General features: G+C 57.7%; 17 protein-coding genes. 10 read left to right on the top strand and 7 right to left on the bottom strand.

Annotation, left to right across the window (positions count from 1 at the left end):
* Nucleotides 1–6 precede the first annotated feature (6 nt).
* Entirely contained in the window at nt 7–777 is a 771-nt protein-coding gene (locus tag B498_RS20920; protein WP_008499317.1) for an SDR family oxidoreductase, read from the top strand.
* Nucleotides 778–835: 58 nt separating this feature from the next.
* On the top strand, nt 836–1,690 hold the full coding sequence (locus B498_RS20925; protein ID WP_008499316.1) for a co-chaperone YbbN: 855 nt from the start codon (nt 836–838) through the stop codon (nt 1,688–1,690).
* Between the two features lie 49 nt (nt 1,691–1,739).
* Here the strand turns inward: B498_RS20925 and fetB are convergent, their stop codons facing one another.
* Entirely contained in the window at nt 1,740–2,522 is a 783-nt protein-coding gene (gene fetB, locus B498_RS20930; RefSeq protein WP_008499315.1) for an iron efflux ABC transporter permease subunit FetB, read from the bottom strand.
* On the bottom strand, nt 2,515–3,186 hold the full coding sequence (gene fetA, locus B498_RS20935; RefSeq protein WP_008499314.1) for an iron efflux ABC transporter ATP-binding subunit FetA: 672 nt from the start codon (nt 3,184–3,186) through the stop codon (nt 2,515–2,517). Before fetA ends, fetB begins: the two co-directional genes overlap by 8 nt.
* A gap of 143 nt (nt 3,187–3,329) precedes the next feature.
* Between fetA and B498_RS20940 the strand changes: the two genes are divergently transcribed.
* The 3 genes from B498_RS20940 to B498_RS20950 are packed head-to-tail and all read left to right on the top strand — an operon-like array spanning nt 3,330 to nt 5,589.
* Nucleotides 3,330–4,181 carry a hypothetical protein gene (locus B498_RS20940; protein ID WP_008499313.1) on the top strand — a complete coding sequence of 284 codons (852 nt, stop codon included), beginning with the start codon at nt 3,330–3,332 and terminating at the stop codon, nt 4,179–4,181.
* A gap of 44 nt (nt 4,182–4,225) precedes the next feature.
* A complete protein-coding gene (locus tag B498_RS20945; protein ID WP_008499312.1) occupies nt 4,226–5,140 on the top strand; it encodes an SPFH domain-containing protein in 915 nt (304 codons plus the stop codon).
* Nucleotides 5,137–5,589 (top strand): NfeD family protein, encoded by a 453-nt coding sequence (locus tag B498_RS20950; protein ID WP_008499311.1) that lies wholly within the window; start codon nt 5,137–5,139, stop codon nt 5,587–5,589. The genes B498_RS20945 and B498_RS20950 overlap by 4 nt, the downstream gene beginning before the upstream one ends.
* On the opposite strand, the gene cueR is transcribed toward B498_RS20950, so the two are convergent.
* On the bottom strand, nt 5,586–5,996 hold the full coding sequence (cueR, locus tag B498_RS20955; RefSeq protein ID WP_008499310.1) for a Cu(I)-responsive transcriptional regulator: 411 nt from the start codon (nt 5,994–5,996) through the stop codon (nt 5,586–5,588). The genes B498_RS20950 and cueR overlap by 4 nt on opposite strands.
* Nucleotides 5,997–6,104: 108 nt before the next feature.
* Between cueR and copA the strand changes: the two genes are divergently transcribed.
* From copA to ybaK, 3 genes are all read left to right on the top strand, one after another.
* Nucleotides 6,105–8,603 carry a copper-exporting P-type ATPase CopA gene (gene copA, locus B498_RS20960; protein ID WP_008499309.1) on the top strand — a complete coding sequence of 833 codons (2,499 nt, stop codon included), beginning with the start codon at nt 6,105–6,107 and terminating at the stop codon, nt 8,601–8,603.
* Nucleotides 8,604–8,653: 50 nt separating this feature from the next.
* Nucleotides 8,654–9,448 carry a TraB/GumN family protein gene (locus B498_RS20965; RefSeq protein ID WP_008499308.1) on the top strand — a complete coding sequence of 265 codons (795 nt, stop codon included), beginning with the start codon at nt 8,654–8,656 and terminating at the stop codon, nt 9,446–9,448.
* 198 nt (nt 9,449–9,646) lie between these two features.
* Nucleotides 9,647–10,126, top strand: coding sequence for a Cys-tRNA(Pro)/Cys-tRNA(Cys) deacylase YbaK (gene ybaK / locus B498_RS20970; RefSeq protein ID WP_008499307.1), 480 nt, complete (start codon nt 9,647–9,649; stop codon nt 10,124–10,126).
* A 90-nt stretch (nt 10,127–10,216) separates the two neighbouring features.
* On the opposite strand, the gene ushA is transcribed toward ybaK, so the two are convergent.
* The gene (gene ushA, locus B498_RS20975) at nt 10,217–11,869 is read right to left on the bottom strand and encodes a bifunctional UDP-sugar hydrolase/5'-nucleotidase UshA (RefSeq protein ID WP_008499306.1); all 1,653 of its coding nucleotides are present in this window, start codon (nt 11,867–11,869) and stop codon (nt 10,217–10,219) included.
* A 169-nt stretch (nt 11,870–12,038) separates the two neighbouring features.
* On the opposite strand from ushA, the gene B498_RS20980 reads away from it, so the two are divergent.
* Complete coding sequence (locus tag B498_RS20980; protein ID WP_008499304.1) at nt 12,039–13,247, top strand: MFS transporter; 1,209 nt, start codon at nt 12,039–12,041, stop codon at nt 13,245–13,247.
* Between the two features lie 232 nt (nt 13,248–13,479).
* Nucleotides 13,480–15,156, top strand: coding sequence for a YbaL family putative K(+) efflux transporter (gene ybaL / locus B498_RS20985; RefSeq protein ID WP_008499303.1), 1,677 nt, complete (start codon nt 13,480–13,482; stop codon nt 15,154–15,156).
* A 93-nt stretch (nt 15,157–15,249) separates the two neighbouring features.
* Here the strand turns inward: ybaL and B498_RS20990 are convergent, their stop codons facing one another.
* The 3 genes from B498_RS20990 to adk form a co-directional block, all read right to left on the bottom strand.
* Nucleotides 15,250–16,554, bottom strand: coding sequence for an inosine/guanosine kinase (locus B498_RS20990; RefSeq protein ID WP_008499302.1), 1,305 nt, complete (start codon nt 16,552–16,554; stop codon nt 15,250–15,252).
* A 62-nt stretch (nt 16,555–16,616) separates the two neighbouring features.
* The gene (gene hemH, locus B498_RS20995; protein WP_008499301.1) at nt 16,617–17,579 is read right to left on the bottom strand and encodes a ferrochelatase; all 963 of its coding nucleotides are present in this window, start codon (nt 17,577–17,579) and stop codon (nt 16,617–16,619) included.
* Between the two features lie 124 nt (nt 17,580–17,703).
* Entirely contained in the window at nt 17,704–18,348 is a 645-nt protein-coding gene (gene adk, locus B498_RS21000) for an adenylate kinase (protein ID WP_006809841.1), read from the bottom strand.
* Nucleotides 18,349–18,537 lie beyond the last annotated feature (189 nt).

Here is an 18,537-nt window from a genome sequence, read left to right as displayed (position 1 = left end):
AAAGTTATGCAAAAATCGGTCTTAATTACAGGATGTTCCAGTGGAATCGGTCTGGAAAGCGCGCTCGAATTGAAGCGCCAGGGGTTTCGGGTTCTGGCGGCCTGTCGCAAACCTGACGATGTCGAACGCATGAACGGGCTGGGCTTTACCGGCGTGCTGCTGGATATGGACTCGCCGGAGAGCGTTGACCGCGCCGCCGATGAGGTGATCGCCCTGACCGGTAATCGTCTTTACGGCCTGTTTAATAATGCCGGTTACGGCGTGTATGGCCCGCTGGATACCCTCTCCCGCGAAACGCTGGAGAAGCAGTTTTCGACCAACTTTTTCGGCGTACATCAGCTCACCATGCGTCTGCTCCCCGCGATGCTGCCGCACGGTGAAGGGCGCATCGTGATGACGTCGTCGGTGATGGGGCTGATTTCCACCCCGGGCCGCGGCGCCTACGCCGCCAGTAAATATGCGCTGGAGGCCTGGTCCGACGCCCTGCGCATGGAGCTACGCCACAGCGGCATTAAGGTCAGCCTGATTGAACCCGGCCCGATCCGCACCCGCTTTACCGAAAACGTTAACCAGACGCAGGCGGATAAACCGGTTGAGAACCCCGGCATCGCCGCACGTTTTACCCTCGGGCCCGAGGCGGTGGTGGCCAAAGTGCGCCATGCTTTTGAGAGTGAACATCCCAAAATGCGCTATCCGGTGACGCTGGTCACCCACGCCGTCGGCTGGTTAAAACGCCTGCTGCCGGGCCGGATAATGGACAAAATTTTACACGGTTGAGTTGAAGCGACGACGCGCATCCCCATGTAAAGAACAAACCGACAAAAGAGAAAGCCGCATGTCCGTACAGAATATCGTCAATATCACAGAAGCTAACCTGCAACAGACCCTTGAACAGTCGATGACCAAACCGGTCCTGTTCTACTTCTGGTCTGAACGTAGCCAACACTGTCTGCAGCTGACGCCGGTGCTGGAAAGCCTTGCCGCCCAGTACAACGGCCAGTTCATTCTCGCGAAGCTGGATTGTGACGCCGAGCCGATGGTCGCGTCTCAGTTTGGTCTGCGCGCCATTCCTACCGTCTATTTGTTCCAGAACGGCCAGCCTGTTGATGGCTTCCAGGGGCCGCAGCCGGAAGAGGCTATCCGCGCCCTGCTGGATAAGGTGCTGCCGCGCGAAGAAGAGCTGAAAGCGCAGGAAGGCATGGCGCTGATGCAGGAAGGCAAATACGACGAGGCGCTGCCGCTGCTGAAAGAGGCGTGGCAGCTGTCAAAACAGAACAGCCAGATTGGCCTGCTGCTGGCGGAGACGCAGATCGCCCTGCACCGCTCAGAGGACGCGGAGGCCGTACTTAAGACGGTTCCGCTGCAGGATCAGGACACCCGCTATCAGGGGCTGGTTGCACAAATTGAGCTGCTGAAGCAGGCGGCGGATACCCCGGAAATTCAGCAGCTGCAGCAGCAGGTTGCCGACAACCCGGCGGACGCCGCGCTGGCAAGCCAGCTTGCACTACAGCTGCATCAGGTGGGGCGTAACGAAGAGGCGCTTGAGCTGCTCTTCGGCCATCTGCAAAAAGATTTAGCCGCCGCAGACGGTCAGGCGCGCAAAATGTTCCAGGAGATCCTGGCCGCGCTGGGCACCGGCGACGCGCTGGCGTCGAAGTATCGTCGTCAGCTTTACGCGCTGTTGTATTGATAAAAAAGCCCGGTGGCGGCTTCGCCTTACCGGGCCTACAAAGACGATGTTACCCCGTCTTTTTCAACTGCGTCACCACCAGCTGGTGGCGCGCGTTGTAGAACTTCCGATAGGTCAGGTAGCAGGCAATGATGGTGGACAGGCTTGCCGTGGAAAGCAGCATAAACGTCACCATGATCTGATACTTAATCGCTTTTACCGGATCGATACCGGCAAAAATCAGCCCCGACATCATGCCCGGCAGGCTCACCAGCCCCACCGTTTTGGCGGAATCTACCGTAGGGATCAGCGATGAGCGAATGCTCTCGCGAATCAGCCGCGCCGAGGCCACCTTTGGCGTTGCCCCCAGGCTTAGTTTCTCCTGCAGCTGCTGCTGTTCGCTGCTGAAACGCTGGCCGAGGTTGTTATAACAGAGCCCAACGGCCACCATCGCGTTCCCCGCGATCATCCCCGAGATAGGGATGACCTGCATCGGCGTAAACTCAATCGAGCCGGAGAGCACCAGCACCCCCAGCGTGAGCGCCGTTCCGGTGGTAATCGCAATAAACGATGAGACAAACGCCTTATCAATGTATTTACTGCGCTTTTGCGCATTCCACGCCGCGTTAAAGCAGATAAACAGCACCATCAGCAGCGTCAGCACCGCGTGGTTAACGTTGAAGATATACTTCAGCACATAGCCAACGATGATGAGCTGAATCACCGCGCGGCAGATACTCCACACGATATCTTTTTCCAGCCCCAGCTTTTCCCGATAGCTGACCACAATCGCAATCAGCACCAGCACCATCGAAAAGGCCAGCGATTCGTTCGTAATGTTATGCTCACCCACGGTTTGCCTCCTGCATTTTCCCGCCGTGCGGCTGGAGCGTGATTACGTCATCCGCATGGGTTATTTCGTTAGCGTCGTGCGTCACCCACAGCACGGCAATGTTCTGCTCCCGGGCGTAACGATGAATAATCTCGTTAACGTTGCGCTTGTTGACGTCATCGAGCGCGCTGGTGATTTCGTCCAGCAACAACACCTTCGGTAAAAACTGCAGGTTGCGGATCAGCGAGACCCGCTGCTTTTCTCCGCCCGACAGCGCGTTGATGGATTTGCTCAGCGTCTCCTGCGCCAGGCCAAAGCGGGCCAGATCGTGGATAAACTTTTCCGGCTCCGGCGTTTTATTGCGGATTTGCCACGGAAAAATCAGGTTGTCATAGACCGTATCGCCAAAAAGCACGGGCGTTTGCACACAGTACGAGACCTGCTGGCGATAGCTTTCCGGGGAAAGCGAGGCGATATCTTCGCCTTCAAACAGAATGGCGCCCTCCGTCGGGCTGAGGAGTGACGCCACAATCTTCAGCAGCGTGCTTTTCCCACAGCCTGAGGGGCCCGTGATTAATTTAAACTCGCCCGGCGACAGGCTAAACCCGACGTGCTGCAGGATCGTGTTTTCCCCGACTCGAAATCCGACATCCCTGAGAAGTAATACGTTTTTTTTATCGTTCATTGCGCTTCCGTTGACCGCTTTTTGTCATAACCGTCTGTAGCATAATCCTTTCGCCCGCGCAGCGCGAATAGCCTCACGCTGAAGCAAGTGTTAAGCTTTTTGTTTGTAAATTGTCACCACCATCACTACAGGAAGTATGCAGCATGGCACATATTTTTTATGAGTTTCCCTCCCTGAAGCCTGGTGTTCCTGATGTCGAAACATTAATGGACGTCATCAAATCGTCGAAACGCACGCGTTTTGTGATGGGTGAAGAGGTGGTCGATTTTGTTAAGAAGGCGCTCATCGTGAACACCACGATCGGCAGCTTCAAAAATTGCTATTTTGCCTTCGACAACGGGACACACTTCCTTGAATTTGACGGTAAAGGCAAATCAAAACGCTTCAATGAGGTGCCGGACTGGTTCGTCTCTCCGGCGGAATTTTCGCGCACCCAGTGGCTTATCAACCACAATCTTGCGGATGTGAAAGCCACACAGTTCATTGACGTCCTGATGTCCTACCCGCTGAAAGCGCGCCGCGCGCACTGCAATTTGCTGTTCGGACTGGAGCTGGAAAAGGTGAACGCGGTTCCGGTCACGGCGTCAGCGGCAGGTAAAATCGGCAATAAAAACGGTAAAACCACCAAGCCCCGCGTCACCGATCTGGGCTCGTTCGAGCTGTTCAGCCAGTTCTTTGCGCGTATGAAAACTGCCGTGCAGGCCGATGAGTTCCCTACTCTGCAGATCCTGACGGGCATGGATAACCTGGCAAAAGCGCCGCATAATTTAAAGCAGGGCATCAGAACCTGGTTTAAAGCCATCGCGGGGGACCTTCCACCGAATAACAAACGCGTTGAGGCGGGAAATGCCGTTCTGTTCTGCGCCCCCCTTCGCGAACAGATCCAGCGTATCGAAGCGCGGGGGCTGGAGAATTACTACCAGGGATTATCCAAAGCCATTGCCGAAGCGGGTAATGGCTTCATCTCTGACTTTACCTATACTTACGAGCAATAAACACACACTTTCACTCATCACGGCATGCAAAACAGGAGGTTTTTATGCTTATCGTTGTTCCCGTCCTTATTTTCGTTGCGCTGGTTATCGTGGGCGCTGGCGTCAAAATTGTCCCTCAGGGTTATCAGTGGACCGTCGAGCGTTTCGGCCGTTACACCAACACGCTCCAGCCCGGCTTAAGCCTGATTGTCCCGTTCATGGACAGAATCGGCCGCAAGATCAACATGATGGAGCAGGTTCTGGACATTCCGTCCCAGGAAGTGATCTCCAAGGATAACGCCAACGTCACCATCGACGCCGTGTGCTTTATTCAGGTGATTGATGCGCCAAAAGCGGCCTATGAGGTCAGCAACCTGGAGCTGGCGATCGTCAACCTGACGATGACCAACATCCGTACCGTACTCGGCTCGATGGAGCTGGACGAGATGCTTTCCCAGCGCGACAGCATCAACACCCGCCTGCTGCACATTGTCGATGAGGCCACCAACCCGTGGGGGATCAAAGTTACCCGCATCGAGATCCGCGACGTGCGCCCGCCGGCGGAGCTGATTGCCTCCATGAACGCCCAGATGAAAGCTGAGCGAACCAAGCGCGCCTACATTCTGGAAGCCGAAGGGGTACGCCAGGCGGAGATCCTCAAAGCGGAAGGGGAAAAACAGTCGCAGATCCTGAAAGCGGAAGGCGACCGTCAGTCCGCGTTCTTACAGGCGGAAGCGCGTGAACGTTCCGCCGAAGCGGAAGCCCGCGCGACCCAGATGGTGTCCGAGGCAATTGCCGCCGGTGATATTCAGGCCGTGAACTACTTCGTTGCGCAAAAATATACCGACGCGCTGAAAGAGATCGGCTCGGCGAACAACAGCAAAGTGGTGATGATGCCGCTGGATGCCAGCAGCCTGATGGGCTCTATCGCGGGGATCGCCGAACTGATCAAGGACAGCGGAAACGAGCGTAAAAAATGATTGAGCTCATCGTTGCACATCCTCATGCCTTCTGGCTAAGTCTCGGTGGCTTATTGCTGGCGGCGGAGATGCTGGGCGGCAACGGCTACCTGCTCTGGAGCGGTGTGGCCGCCGTCATTACCGGTCTTCTGGTCTGGATCCTTCCCCTGGACTGGGCGTGGCAGGGAGCGCTGTTTGCCGCGCTGACGCTGGTGGCCGCCTGGCTGTGGTGGCGCTGGCTTAACCGGCGGGTTAACGAGCAGAAACCGGTGGACGCCCACCTTAACCAGCGCGGACAGCAGATTGTCGGCAAGCGTTTTACCCTCGACACCGCGCTGGTGAACGGACGCGGGCACATGCGCGTAGGCGACAGCTCGTGGCCGGTGGTGGCCGACGATGACCTCAGCGCCGGCACGCGGGTTGAAGTCATTGCGGTGGAAGGCATTACCCTGCGGGTAAAAGCCTGTTAAGCGTGGGTTTTGCGGTGGCAGCAGCCGGCAAGATTATCAATAATCGGGCAGTCGGCGCTGTCATCCCCCGGACAGGAGTCCGCGAGCTGCAGCAGCTGTTCGCGCATCGACTGTAGCTCGACGATGTGGCGTTCAATTTCGGCCACCTTTTCCAGGGTGCGTTTTTTCACGTCCGCGCTGTGACGCTTAGGATCGTTGAACAGGTTAACCAGCTCGCCGCACTCTTCCAGATTAAACCCGACCTGTCTTGCCTGGCGCAGCAGCGTCAGCTCATCGAGATGCAGCTGCGTGTAGCTGCGGTAGCCATTTTCACTGCGCAGCGGCGGCGTTACCAGCCCCTTCTCTTCATAAAAGCGGATCGCTTTGCTGGTTAAGCCGGTTTTTTTTGCCACGTCACTGATATTCACATTTCCCCCTTGACCTTCCCCTTGATGGAAGGTTTAACCTTCATAACAGTTAGCGAAAAGCGTTACTCCGGTCAACAACTGACCAATATATTATACGGGAGTTTTGTTATGTCTCACACTATCGACCTGACGCTGGACGGCCTCTCCTGCGGCCACTGCGTCAAACGCGTTAAAGAAAGCCTGGAACAGCGTCCTGACGTTGAAAGCGCTGAAGTGACTATCGACCATGCCGCCGTGACCGGCAGCGCCAGCGCGGACGCGCTGATTGATACCATTAAACAGGCCGGTTACGGGGCGGAGTTAAGCCACCCAAAGGCTAAACCGCTGGCAGAGTCATCATCCCCGTCGGAAGCACTGACAGCGGCCACTCCTGAGCTTCCGGCAGCGGATGATATTGATGACAGCCAACAGCTGCTGATCAACGGCATGAGCTGCGCCAGCTGCGTCTCCCGGGTACAAAACGCCCTGCAGGCGGTACCGGGCGTCGCGCAGGCACGGGTGAATCTTGCGGAGCGTACTGCGCTGGTGATGGGCAGCGCCTCCGCCGCAGAGTTAGTGCAGGCCGTTGAAAAAGCGGGCTACGGCGCGGAGGCCATCGAAGATGATGCCGAGCGCCGCGAGCGCCAGCAGGAAACGGCTATCGCCACCATGAAGCGCTTCCGCTGGCAGGCGATTGTCGCCCTGCTGGTGGGTATTCCGGTGATGGTGTGGGGCATGATGGGTGACAACATGATGGTCACCGACGACAACCGCACGCTGTGGCTGGTGATTGGTCTGATTACCCTTGCGGTGATGGTGTTTGCAGGCGGGCATTTCTATACCAGCGCCTGGAAGAGCCTGAAAAACCGCACCGCGACGATGGATACGCTGGTCGCCCTCGGGACCGGCGCGGCGTGGCTCTATTCCATGAGCGTGAACGTCTGGCCACAGTGGTTCCCGATGGAAGCGCGGCATCTCTATTATGAAGCGAGTGCGATGATTATCGGCCTCATTAACTTAGGCCATATGCTGGAAGCCCGCGCCCGTCAGCGTTCCTCGAAAGCGCTGGAAAGATTGCTTGATTTAACCCCGCCGACGGCCCGCGTGGTCACGGACGAGGGGGAAAAGAGCGTCCCGCTGGCCGAGGTTCAGCCCGGCATGACGCTGCGTCTGACCACCGGCGACCGCGTTCCCGTTGACGGCAAAATAACCCAGGGCGAAGCCTGGCTGGATGAAGCGATGCTGACCGGGGAACCGATCCCCCAGCAGAAATCCGACGGCGACGCCGTGCATGCCGGTACGGTGGTGCAGGACGGCAGCGTGCTGTTCACCGCCAGCGCCGTCGGCTGCCACACCACGCTGTCGCGTATTATCCGCATGGTGCGCCAGGCGCAGAGCAGCAAGCCGGAGATTGGCCAGCTTGCTGACAAAATCTCGGCCATTTTTGTACCGGTGGTGGTCGGCATTGCCCTGCTGAGCGCGGCGATCTGGTACTTCTTCGGCCCCGCGCCGCAGATTGTTTACACCCTTGTGATCGCTACCACGGTGCTGATCATCGCCTGTCCTTGCGCCCTTGGCCTGGCGACGCCGATGTCGATTATCTCCGGCGTAGGGCGCGCGGCCGAATTTGGCGTACTGGTACGGGACGCGGACGCGCTGCAGCGGGCCAGCACGCTCGACACGCTGGTGTTTGATAAAACCGGCACGCTGACGGAAGGTAAACCGCAGGTGGTCGCCGTCACGACCGCAGGCATTGCCGAAGAGGAGGCGCTGCGTCTCGCCGCCGCGCTGGAGCAAGGCTCAAGCCATCCGCTGGCGCGCGCTATTCTCGATAAAGCCAATGCGTCTGCCCTGCCGCAGGTGAGCAACTTCCGCACCCTGCGCGGGCTCGGCGTGAGCGGTGAGGCAGAAGGCCATGCGCTACTGCTGGGCAACCAGGCGTTGCTCAATGAAAACGGTATTGATACCGCCGCGCTGGAAAACGAGCTGAAGGCGCAGGCGTCTCAGGGCGCTACCCCGGTTCTGCTGGCGGTGGACGGCAAAGCCGCCGCGCTGCTGGCCGTGCGCGATCCGCTTCGCCAGGACAGCGTGGATGCCTTACAGCGCCTGCACCGTGCGGGCTACCGTCTGGTGATGCTGACCGGCGATAACCCGACCACCGCCAACGCCATCGCGAAAGAAGCCGGTATTGATGAGGTGATTGCGGGCGTACTGCCGGACGGCAAAGCGGACGCCATTAAAAAACTGCAACGTCAGGGCCGTCAGGTGGCAATGGTCGGCGACGGCATCAACGATGCCCCGGCGCTGGCCCAGGCGGATGTGGGGATCGCGATGGGCGGCGGCAGCGACGTGGCCATCGAAACCGCCGCCATTACGCTGATGCGCCACAGCCTGATGGGCGTGGCCGATGCGCTGGCCATTTCGAAAGCCACGCTGCGCAACATGAAGCAGAACCTGCTGGGGGCGTTCGTCTATAACACCCTCGGGATCCCAATCGCGGCCGGTATTTTGTGGCCGCTGACCGGTACGCTGCTGAACCCGGTGGTCGCGGGCGCGGCGATGGCGCTCTCCTCCATCACCGTGGTCAGCAACGCCAACCGGCTGTTGCGGTTTAAACCGAAGGATTGAACCTTGTACCCGTACGCGCTAGCATGAACCTTTCCGTTTATGGAGCGCGTATGGGTCTGTTTCATCGTATAAAAACATCGTTTCGCGCCCTTTTCCCTCGCCGTTACGCCTGGCCCGGTCTGGATATCTCGCTTCCCGGCGGGCAACACCTGCACCTGGTCGGCAGTATCCATATGGGCACGCAGGGTATGTCACCTCTGCCGCCCGGTCTGATAAAGCGCCTGAAGCGCGCCGACGCGCTGGTCGTCGAGGCGGACATCTCGGGCCATGAGTCACCGTTTGCCGGGCTTGAAAGCGATCTCCCGCTGGCGGAACGTCTGAATGAGGCCCAGCTCGCGGAACTGACGCGCGTCGCCGAGGAAACCGGCGTATCGCTCTCCATGATTGACACCCTGCCGCTGTGGCAAATCGCAATGGTATTACAGGCCACGCAGGCCCAGCGTCTGGGGCTGCGGGGTGATTACGGCATTGATTACCAGCTGCTGAACGTGGCGCGGGCGCGCCGTATGCCGATCATCGAACTGGAAGGTACGGACAGCCAGATTGCGCTCCTGCGACAGCTTCCGGACGACGGTCTGATGCTGCTGGATGATACCCTCACCCACTGGCACACCAACGCACGCCTGCTGCAGACCATGATTGGCTGGTGGCTGGATGCACCGCCCGCGGACGGCAGGCTGGCGTTACCGTCGACGTTCAGTGAATCGCTGTATGATGTGCTGATGAATGCGCGTAACAAAGCCTGGCGAGAGACGCTGCATGCTCTGCCTGCGGGGGAATACGTGGTGGCGGTTGGGGCATTACATTTATACGGCGAAGGGAATTTGCCGTCGTTGCTGAAATAAAAAAATGGCCAATATCTCTATTGGCCCGTCAAAGAGGAATTTCATCGTTTTTATTATACCGAAGTGACCTTCGGCTGAGCCGATTGTCGCTCAAAGTGACCATCACTGCCAACACTATTGCGCAAGATGGTGCTATTTTTTAGACAAACGTCAGGCGTATGCTGGCTGCATGAATTGTCTGTCGTAAGAAGGATAGCTATGACTCCCGCCGTTAAATTACTCGAAAAAAACAACATTTCTTTCCGGATCCACACCTACGATCACGATCCGAATGAAACCAACTTTGGTGATGAAGTGGTGCGTAAGCTGGGGCTGAACGCGGACCAGGTCTATAAAACGCTGCTGGTGGCGGTGAATGGCGATATGAAGCATCTCGCCGTGGCGGTGACTCCCGTGGCGGGACAGCTGGATCTGAAGAAGGTCGCCAAAGCGCTGGGGGCGAAGAAGGTGGATATGGCGGATCCGATGGTGGCGCAGCGCACCACGGGCTACCTGGTGGGCGGCATCAGCCCGCTCGGGCAGAAAAAACGCCTGCCGACGCTGATCGATGCCCCTTCACAGGAATTTGAGACCATCTATATTTCCGGCGGCAAGCGCGGGCTGGATATTGAGCTGGCCGCGGGCGACCTGGCGAAAATGCTGGACGCGAAGTTTGCGGATATTGCGCGCAGGGAGTAAAAAAAGCCGGGTGGCGGCTACGCCTTACCCGGCCTACATTTTGCACCCGTAGGCCCGGTAAGCGCAGCGCCACCGGGCAACACAGCTGCACTACTGCCAGCTCACCTCGCCTTTCGGCTCATACGCATTCACGTCAATCGGCGAATTCTGCTCGATATACTGCTTCAGCACTTCTGCATCGATAAAGCCGGTATTCACGTAGCCCGGTTTATTATCAATATGCGGATAGCCGTCGCCGCCGGTAGCGTTAAAGCTTAACGTCGCCAGACGGTACGTTTTCGCCGGGTCAACCGGTTCGCCTTTGATCTTCAGGTCGTTAAGCTTGCCGTCTTTCGCTACGAAGCTCACGTTGGCAAACTGCGGATAGGCCCCGGAATCCGGCTTCATCTGCGCCACGGCGGTCAGGTACTCAACAACCTCTTTCCCGCTCATGTCGGCATAAACCACCACGTTACCGAACGGCTGCACCTTCAGAACGTCTTTATAGGTGATGTTTCCACCTTCGATGGAATCACGAATGCCGCCGCCGCTCATCACGCCAAAATCAGCCCCGGTGCGCGCCATTTGCGCCGCCAGCACCAGGTGGCCCATGTTGGTCTGCACGAAGCGAACTTTGCTGCGGTCCCCCTCCAGACGACCGTTCAGCGTACCGATTTTCACGTCCAGCTGCGCCTTGCCTTTGTTCTGGAACGGCGTCAGCAGGGAGAGCATCTGCTGGTTTTCTGGAATCTCTGGGGTGTAAAGTACGCGCTCGCTTTTCCCGTCCGGGTAGGTGACCTTCTTCTTCAGGTTGACCGGAATGAGCTGATAGTGCACCAGCTTCATCTCGCCGTTACGGAACTCGAAGTCCGCCCGGCCTACGTATTTCCCCCACTCGTGCGCCTGCACAATCCAGATACCGTTCTGACGATCTGGCGCACACGGCGTGCCCGGCAAGTAGTCCACCTGCTTTTTATTCTCGGATGCCATGCAGACCGGATCCTGTGAGTGACCACCCACAATCATCGCCAGCGAGCCCGCCGGCAGGCTGCGCGCCATCTCCACGTCGCCCGGCGCATTGGAGCCGTGCTCACCGTTGTCGTAGTGCCCCATGTGGGTGGTGGCGATAATCACGTCCGGCTTTTCGTTTTGCTGCAGCTCCTGAATCACCAGCTTCGCTTCGTCTGCCGGTTTGCGGAATTCGATATCGGTGAAGAACTCAGGGTTGCCAATTTTCGCCGTGTCGTCGGTGGTTAAGCCGATGACCGCGATCTTCAGATCCTGACGCTTAAACAGCGCCCACGGCTTGAACAGGCGTTCGCCGGTGCTTTTCTGGTAAATGTTGGCAGAGAGGAACGGGAATTTGGCCCACTTCTCCTGCTGACGCAGGACGCTCAGCGGATTATCAAACTCATGGTTACCGACGGCCATCGCGTCGTAGCCAATCAGGTTCATGCCGCGAAAATCGGGCTCGGCGTCCTGCAAATCGGATTCCGGCACGCCGGTATTGATATCGCCTCCCGACAGCAGCAGCACGCTGCCGCCCTGGGCTGCCACCTCTTTACGAATGCCGTCCACCAGCGTTTTTTGCGCCGACAGGCCATATTCGCCGTATTCACTGCGCCAGAAATGACCGTGGTGATCGTTGGTATGCAGAATGGTGATTTTATAGGTTTTGTCTTTTTCATACGCCTGCACGGGCAGGCTTACCAGCCCCCACGCCGCGATGAGCGCCAGCGCGACGCCCCGCTTCATTAACTTCATCTTCTCTCTCCCTGACCAATAGACAAAGGCAGAAATTACAGTGACTAATAAGAATAGACAAATAAGTTTTCAGAATTGCGACTTTCTTCAAATGTCCCGGGCGGGTATGTTAGTCGGATAATAATTACACCCTGCATCGCTAATAACTCAAGACGTGGTAATTCTCTCTATGGCAATCAGTGACTCAACCCAGCCCGTTCCGGGTGCGCCGACGTCGCGCACCTCCTTTAAAGTCTTAGGCGCAATCAGTCTCTCGCACCTGCTCAACGACATGATCCAGTCGTTGATTCTGGCTATTTATCCGCTGCTGCAGTCCGAGTTCTCACTCACCTTCGTGCAGATTGGGATGATCACCCTGACCTTCCAGCTGGCTTCCTCGCTGCTGCAGCCGGTGGTGGGCTACTGGACGGATAAATATCCTATGCCGTGGTCGCTGCCCATAGGCATGTGCTTTACCCTAAGCGGGCTGGTGCTGCTGGCCATTGCCGGAAGTTTTGAAGCCGTGCTGATTGCCGCGGCGCTGGTGGGAACCGGTTCATCGGTGTTCCATCCGGAATCGTCCCGCGTGGCGCGTATGGCCTCCGGCGGTCGTCATGGCCTGGCGCAGTCACTTTTCCAGGTGGGCGGTAATTTTGGTAGCTCTCTCGGCCCGCTGCTGGCCGCGGTGATCATCGCGCCGTACGGTAAGGGCAACGTGGCGTGGTTTGTGCTGGCCGCGCTGCTGGCGATTATCGTGCTGGCGCAGATTAGCCGCTGGTATGCCGCTCAGCATCGGGTGAATAAAGGAAAACCTAAAGCGAAGGTTATCAACCCCCTGCCGCGCAATAAGGTTATCCTCGCGGTTGCCGTCCTGCTGGTGCTGATTTTCTCGAAATACTTCTATATGGCGAGCATCAGCAGCTATTACACCTTTTATCTGATGCAAAAATTCGGATTATCGGTACAAAACGCGCAGATCCACCTGTTTGCCTTCCTGTTCGCGGTGGCCGCAGGGACGGTAATTGGCGGGCCGGTGGGCGATAAGATTGGCCGTAAATATGTCATTTGGGGCTCTATCCTCGGCGTAGCGCCTTTTACCCTCATTTTGCCGTACGCCAGCCTTGAATGGACGGGGATTTTGACCGTGATTATTGGTTTTATTCTCGCCTCCGCGTTTTCCGCCATTCTGGTCTATGCCCAGGAGCTGCTGCCTGGACGTATCGGTATGGTTTCCGGACTGTTTTTCGGTTTCGCCTTCGGCATGGGCGGGCTGGGTGCAGCGGTGTTAGGGATGGTTGCGGATCACACCAGCATCTTCCTGGTTTATAAAATCTGCGCTTTCCTGCCACTTCTTGGCATGTTGACCATATTCCTGCCTGATAACCGCCATAAAGCGTGAATTACGGGTAGCTAAAGTTATGCTTTAGCTACCTGATACCCTTATACCATAAGGGTTTCCTCTTCATCCCCGCGCTGAATTTATCAAAATGCGCTTTTTTACGTGCATATTGCTGTTTTATTCAAACTTCAACAATTATTCATAAACATAAGGGTAAAAATTGTCATAAACTATTACTTGGTTTTTTGGTATTCACGCCAAAAATGGAACACTCACCACGAAAGGAGACGGAATGCACCACGCCACACCGCTTATCACCACCATTGTTGGTGGACTTGTGCTCGCTTTTATTCTCGGCATGATTGCCAATAAGCTGCGTATTTCTCCTCTTGTCGGCTATCTGCTGGCAGGTGTGCTGGCGGGACCGTTTACGCCAGGTTTTGTTGCGGATACCAAACTGGCCCCTGAGCTGGCGGAATTGGGCGTGATTCTGCTGATGTTCGGCGTCGGCCTGCACTTCTCCCTGAAGGATTTGATGGCGGTAAAGTCGATTGCCATACCGGGAGCGATCGCCCAGATAGGGGTGGCGACGCTGCTTGGGATGGCGCTTTCGGCCGTGCTGGGCTGGTCGCTGATGACCGGTATCGTATTTGGGCTGTGTCTCTCAACCGCCAGTACCGTGGTGCTGCTGCGCGCGCTTGAGGAGAGACAGCTGATAGACAGCCAGCGCGGGCAGATCGCGATAGGCTGGCTGATTGTGGAAGATCTGGTGATGGTCCTGACGCTGGTGCTGCTGCCCGCCGTCGCCGGCATGATGGAAAAAGACAATATCGGCTTCGCCTCGCTGGCGCTGGATATGAGCATCACCATCGGGAAGGTGGTGGCGTTTATCGCCATCATGATGCTGGTGGGTCGCCGTCTGGTGCCGTGGATCATGTCCCGCAGCGCGGCGACCGGATCCCGCGAGCTGTTTACCCTCTCCGTGCTGGCGCTGGCGCTCGGTATCGCCTTTGGCGCCGTTGAGCTGTTTGATGTCTCCTTCGCGCTGGGCGCGTTCTTTGCCGGGATGGTGCTGAACGAATCCGAGCTGAGCCACCGCGCCGCACACGACACCCTGCCGCTGCGCGACGCCTTTGCCGTGCTGTTCTTCGTCTCCGTCGGGATGCTGTTTGACCCGCTTATTCTGATCCAGCAGCCGTTGGCCGTGCTGGGCACGCTGGCGATCATTATCTTTGGTAAGTCGCTTGCCGCCTTCTTCCTGGTGCGAATGTTCGGCCACTCTCCGCGGACGGCGCTGACCATTGCCGCCAGCCTGGCGCAGATTGGCGAGTTCGCCTTTATTCTGGCCGGTCTGGGCATGGCCCTGAATCTGCTGCCGCAGGCCGGACAAAACCTGGTGCTGGCGGGGGCGATCCTGTCAATTATGCTGAACCCGGTCCTGTTTGCCCTGCTGGAAAAATACCTCGATAAAACCGAAACGCTGGAAGAGCAGACGCTGGAAGAGGCCATCGAAGAAGAGAAGCAGATCCCGGTCGATATTTGCAATCACGCCCTGCTGGTCGGCTTTGGCCGCGTCGGCAGCCTGCTTGGCGAGAAGCTGATGGCGCAGGGCATTCCGCTGGTGGTAATTGAAACGTCACGCACCCGCGTTGACGAGCTGCGCGAGCGCGGTATTCGTGCGGTGCTGGGCAATGCGGCGAACGAAGAGATCATGGAGCTGGCGCATCTGGACTGCGCCCGCTGGCTGCTGCTGACCATTCCCAACGGCTATGAGGCGGGTGAGATTGTCGCCTCCGCGCGCGCGAAGTGTCCAAACATTGAGATTATCGCCCGGGCGCACTACGACGACGAGGTAGATTACATTACCGAGCGCGGTGCGGATAAGGTGGTGATGGGCGAGCGCGAGATTGCGAATACGATGCTGACGCTGCTGGAAAAACCGCCGGTTGAAGAGGCGGTGACGGGGTAAGTTTGGTGCGTCATGATGCCCTCACCCTGGCCCTCTCCCACAGGGAGAGGGAACAAACACTAAAAACGGCAACCACAGGTTGCCGTTTTGCTTTTACCTGTCCCAATACGCCTCTTCGAGGCTGTCTTCCCGTTCCGGCAGGCCACGCGTTAAGCGCGGGGAGTGCTGGTTCAGCACCTGATAGCTTACGCGGTTGGCGTACTTGCATACCTGCGCCAGCGACGAATAGGTCAGCCAGCTGAACTTGTGCTTGCTGGAATTTGGCACGTTGGTTTTGTGGTAGGCGTTAGCGGTGATGTCGTGCAGCAGCGCGGCCAGCGCGCCGTCGCCCGCGCCGTTGGTATTCATGATCTTCTCCGGCCCGCCCATATACGGGGCGATGTGCGAGTAGATACGCAGCGGATTAACACAGTCTTTAAAACGCATGCCGCGGCTGAACTCGTACTGGTTGAACTCGGCAATCGCGCCGGGCAGCAGCGGGTGCTGGGTTTTGCGTTTGCTCTCTTCTTCGGTGAAGCCAGCCATATACAGCCCAACCGGACCCGCGGTGCAGAGCACCAGATCCACCCAGTCCAGCGCTTTGTCAGACGCCAGCAGCGGATCGCTTTCACCGGTCAGCGCTTCGGCCTCCTCTTCGTTCATCGCCAGAATCGAGACGTGCTCTTTCAGGAACGCCTGCCACCATTCCGGGTTATCGGCAATCACGAATTTGGTGCCCAGCGTTAACACCACCGGCACATCGTACTTCTTCGCGTACTCAATCGCCTTCATGGTCGCGTCCGGCATCGGCTCGCCCGGCTTGCAGCGCACCAGGTAGGAGGTCAGCACCAGCGCCGAGGCGCCCGCGATCACCTCTTCGGGAATGCTGTCCGCGCGCAGCTTGTTCATGTGGCCCGGGCTGATGGCAAAGGTCCGCTCGCCGGATTCACCGATCAGCGTAAAGCAGCGGCCAATCGGGCCGTCGACGCCCTGGAGATAGTTCAGATCGGTACGGCTGGAGGTGTTGCACAGGTAGCGATAGGCGTAGCCACCGATTTCAATGTTGCTGCACATTACGCCGAGCAGGACAGAGCGGTCGTCCGCCAGCACGGAGTAGTTGTGCATGGTGTTGCCGATGGTGCCGCCGGCGAACTGATGGGTAATCAGGTTTTCGCGCACCAGCTCCTGGTACAGCGCTTCGGCAACGTCATCTTCAATCACCAGCGAGTGACCGGCGCTCAGACCGTAACGGGCGACAAACGCATCATCCACTTTCGCTTCAATGTCTACCAGCGTCTGGTCGATACCGACGACCCACGCCGCGCTGGTTTCATTTTCTGGCTGGATTTGCTGCAGGAGCGGATCGCGGGCATCCACGGGGAAGTAGTGTTTGGATTTGCGTTTACCGGGAAATTTCATGGTCTGAACTGTACGAAGAATATGGGCCGGGAATGGTAGCACAAACCCGGCCCGGAGTGCGATCAGCGACCGTTCGTTACCAGCGAGACCATCATGTCGATATGCTCAGGGGAGTCGTTAAGCGCCGGAATGTACTCGTACTTTTCGCCGCCAGCCTCCAGGAAAAATTCCCGGTTTTGCACCGCGATCTCCTCCAGCGTCTCCAGACAGTCTGCCGAGAAGCCCGGCGACATCACCTGAATGTGCTTCACGCCCTTCTCACCCAGCATTTTGAGGGTTTCATCGGTATACGGCGTCAGCCACGGCTCGCGGCCGAAGCGCGACTGGAAAGTCATCATCACCTTCTCCGGCGGCAGGCCGAGGGCGGAAACCAGCTCGCGGGTGGTATCGCGGCAGCGCTGCGGGTAATCATCCCCTTCATTGGCGAAACGCTGCGGGATGCCGTGATAGGAGAGCAGCAGCAGATCCGGCTCGCCGTGTTTTTCAAACGACGCGCGCGCGCTGTTGGCGAGCGCCTTGATGTACAGCTCGTTATCCGCGTAGTCGCGAATAAAGGTCACGCCCGGAATGCGGCGGCGGGTCGCCAGAATGCGCGCCAGCTCGTCCCAGACGGCAGCCACCGTCGAGCAGGAGTACTGCGGGTAGAGCGCCAGCACCACGATATGGTCCACGCCCTGCGCCAGCAGCGAGTCCACCGCGCTTTCCAGTGACGGTTTGCCGTAGCTCATGCCGAGCGCGACGGGCATATCCGGCAGGCGGGCGGCCAGCGCCTTCTCCTGACGACGGCTGTAGACCATCAGCGGCGAGCCCTCTTCCATCCACACGGACTGATAGAGTTTGGCGACGCGCGGAGAACGGATCGGCAGAATGACGCCACGCAGCAGCGGCCACCACAGCAGTCGCGGAAAATCCACGACGCGCGTGTCGCTTAAAAATTGTCGCAGGTAGCGTTTTACCGCGTCTGATGTAGGTGCTTCTGGAGTGCCCAGATTGGCAAGCAGGATGCCGGTTTTCGCCTGACTCATTCACGCCTCTTAACCATTTGAATGGTTGTCAATTGTAGCGGAAATGCGTTTAAACGAAACCCATTGCTGTAATAGGTAAGATGAGAATTTTTCTCACCCGGTGGCCCGGGTGAGAGAGATGCGATTAGCCGAGGATTTTTTCCAGCTCAGCACGCACGTCAGCCACGGCTTTGGTGCCGTCAACTTTGGCGTATTTGGTGTTACCCGCCTGCGCTTCTTTGGTGTAGTAGCCGATCAGCGGCGCAGTCATCTGATGGTATTCCACCAGGCGCTTACGCACGGTCTCTTCCTGATCGTCTTTACGGGTGGTCAGCTCTTCGCCGGTCACGTCGTCTTTGCCTTCAACCTTAGGTGGGTTGAATTTGATGTGGTAAACGCGGCCAGAGGCAGCGTGTACGCGACGGCCAACGATGCGGTCAACGATCAGCTCGTCCGGTACGTCGAACTCCAGAACGTAGTCCACGTTGATGCCCGCTTCCTTCATGGCGTCAGCCTGAGGAATGGTACGTGGGAAGCCGTCCAGCAGGAAACCGTTACGGCAGTCTTCCTGAGCAATGCGCTCTTTGACCAGAGCAATTACCAGCTCGTCGGTCACCAGCTTGCCTGCGTCCATGATGTCTTTCGCCTGTTTACCCAGCTCGGAGCCAGATTTAACAGCGGCGCGCAGCATATCACCGGTGGAGATTTGCGGAATACCGTATTTCTCCATGATGAACTGAGCCTGAGTTCCTTTACCCGCGCCCGGAGCGCCAAGCAGAATAATACGCATTGCGAAAATCCCCTCAAAAGTCGTTTCAATTTTTCAAAAGCGCTAAACAATACCACCAGAACGGGCATCGCTCAAGGAAGGCAGGAAGGCTGAAACGGTTAATGGGGGGAGATAATTTGGGATAGTGCGGTCTGGTGCCCTCACCCTGGCCCTCTCCCTCGGGGAGAGGGAGAAGACCAGGAGAGGCGT

Source organism: Enterobacter sp. SST3 (assembly GCF_000286655.1).
Classification (GTDB): domain Bacteria; phylum Pseudomonadota; class Gammaproteobacteria; order Enterobacterales; family Enterobacteriaceae; genus Enterobacter; species Enterobacter roggenkampii.
The sequence above is the reverse complement of the archived record's forward strand: the minus strand, read 5'-3'. Positions and strand labels throughout refer to the sequence as shown.

Bases quoted from the DNA above. Each gene is read 5' to 3' on its own strand.
- ushA (WP_008499306.1), bottom strand. From the start codon at position 11,869: ATGAAGTTAATGAAGCGGGGCGTCGCGCTGGCGCTCATCGCGGCGTGG.
- fetA (WP_008499314.1), bottom strand. From the start codon at position 3,186: ATGAACGATAAAAAAAACGTATTACTTCTCAGGGATGTCGGATTTCGA.
- B498_RS20950 (WP_008499311.1), top strand. From the start codon at position 5,137: ATGATTGAGCTCATCGTTGCACATCCTCATGCCTTCTGGCTAAGTCTC.
- B498_RS20980 (WP_008499304.1), top strand. From the start codon at position 12,039: ATGGCAATCAGTGACTCAACCCAGCCCGTTCCGGGTGCGCCGACGTCG.
- adk (WP_006809841.1), bottom strand. From the start codon at position 18,348: ATGCGTATTATTCTGCTTGGCGCTCCGGGCGCGGGTAAAGGAACTCAG.
- hemH (WP_008499301.1), bottom strand. From the start codon at position 17,579: ATGAGTCAGGCGAAAACCGGCATCCTGCTTGCCAATCTGGGCACTCCA.
- B498_RS20920 (WP_008499317.1), top strand. From the start codon at position 7: ATGCAAAAATCGGTCTTAATTACAGGATGTTCCAGTGGAATCGGTCTG.
- B498_RS20940 (WP_008499313.1), top strand. From the start codon at position 3,330: ATGGCACATATTTTTTATGAGTTTCCCTCCCTGAAGCCTGGTGTTCCT.
- B498_RS20965 (WP_008499308.1), top strand. From the start codon at position 8,654: ATGGGTCTGTTTCATCGTATAAAAACATCGTTTCGCGCCCTTTTCCCT.
- B498_RS20945 (WP_008499312.1), top strand. From the start codon at position 4,226: ATGCTTATCGTTGTTCCCGTCCTTATTTTCGTTGCGCTGGTTATCGTG.
- copA (WP_008499309.1), top strand. From the start codon at position 6,105: ATGTCTCACACTATCGACCTGACGCTGGACGGCCTCTCCTGCGGCCAC.
- B498_RS20990 (WP_008499302.1), bottom strand. From the start codon at position 16,554: ATGAAATTTCCCGGTAAACGCAAATCCAAACACTACTTCCCCGTGGAT.
- ybaK (WP_008499307.1), top strand. From the start codon at position 9,647: ATGACTCCCGCCGTTAAATTACTCGAAAAAAACAACATTTCTTTCCGG.
- B498_RS20925 (WP_008499316.1), top strand. From the start codon at position 836: ATGTCCGTACAGAATATCGTCAATATCACAGAAGCTAACCTGCAACAG.
- ybaL (WP_008499303.1), top strand. From the start codon at position 13,480: ATGCACCACGCCACACCGCTTATCACCACCATTGTTGGTGGACTTGTG.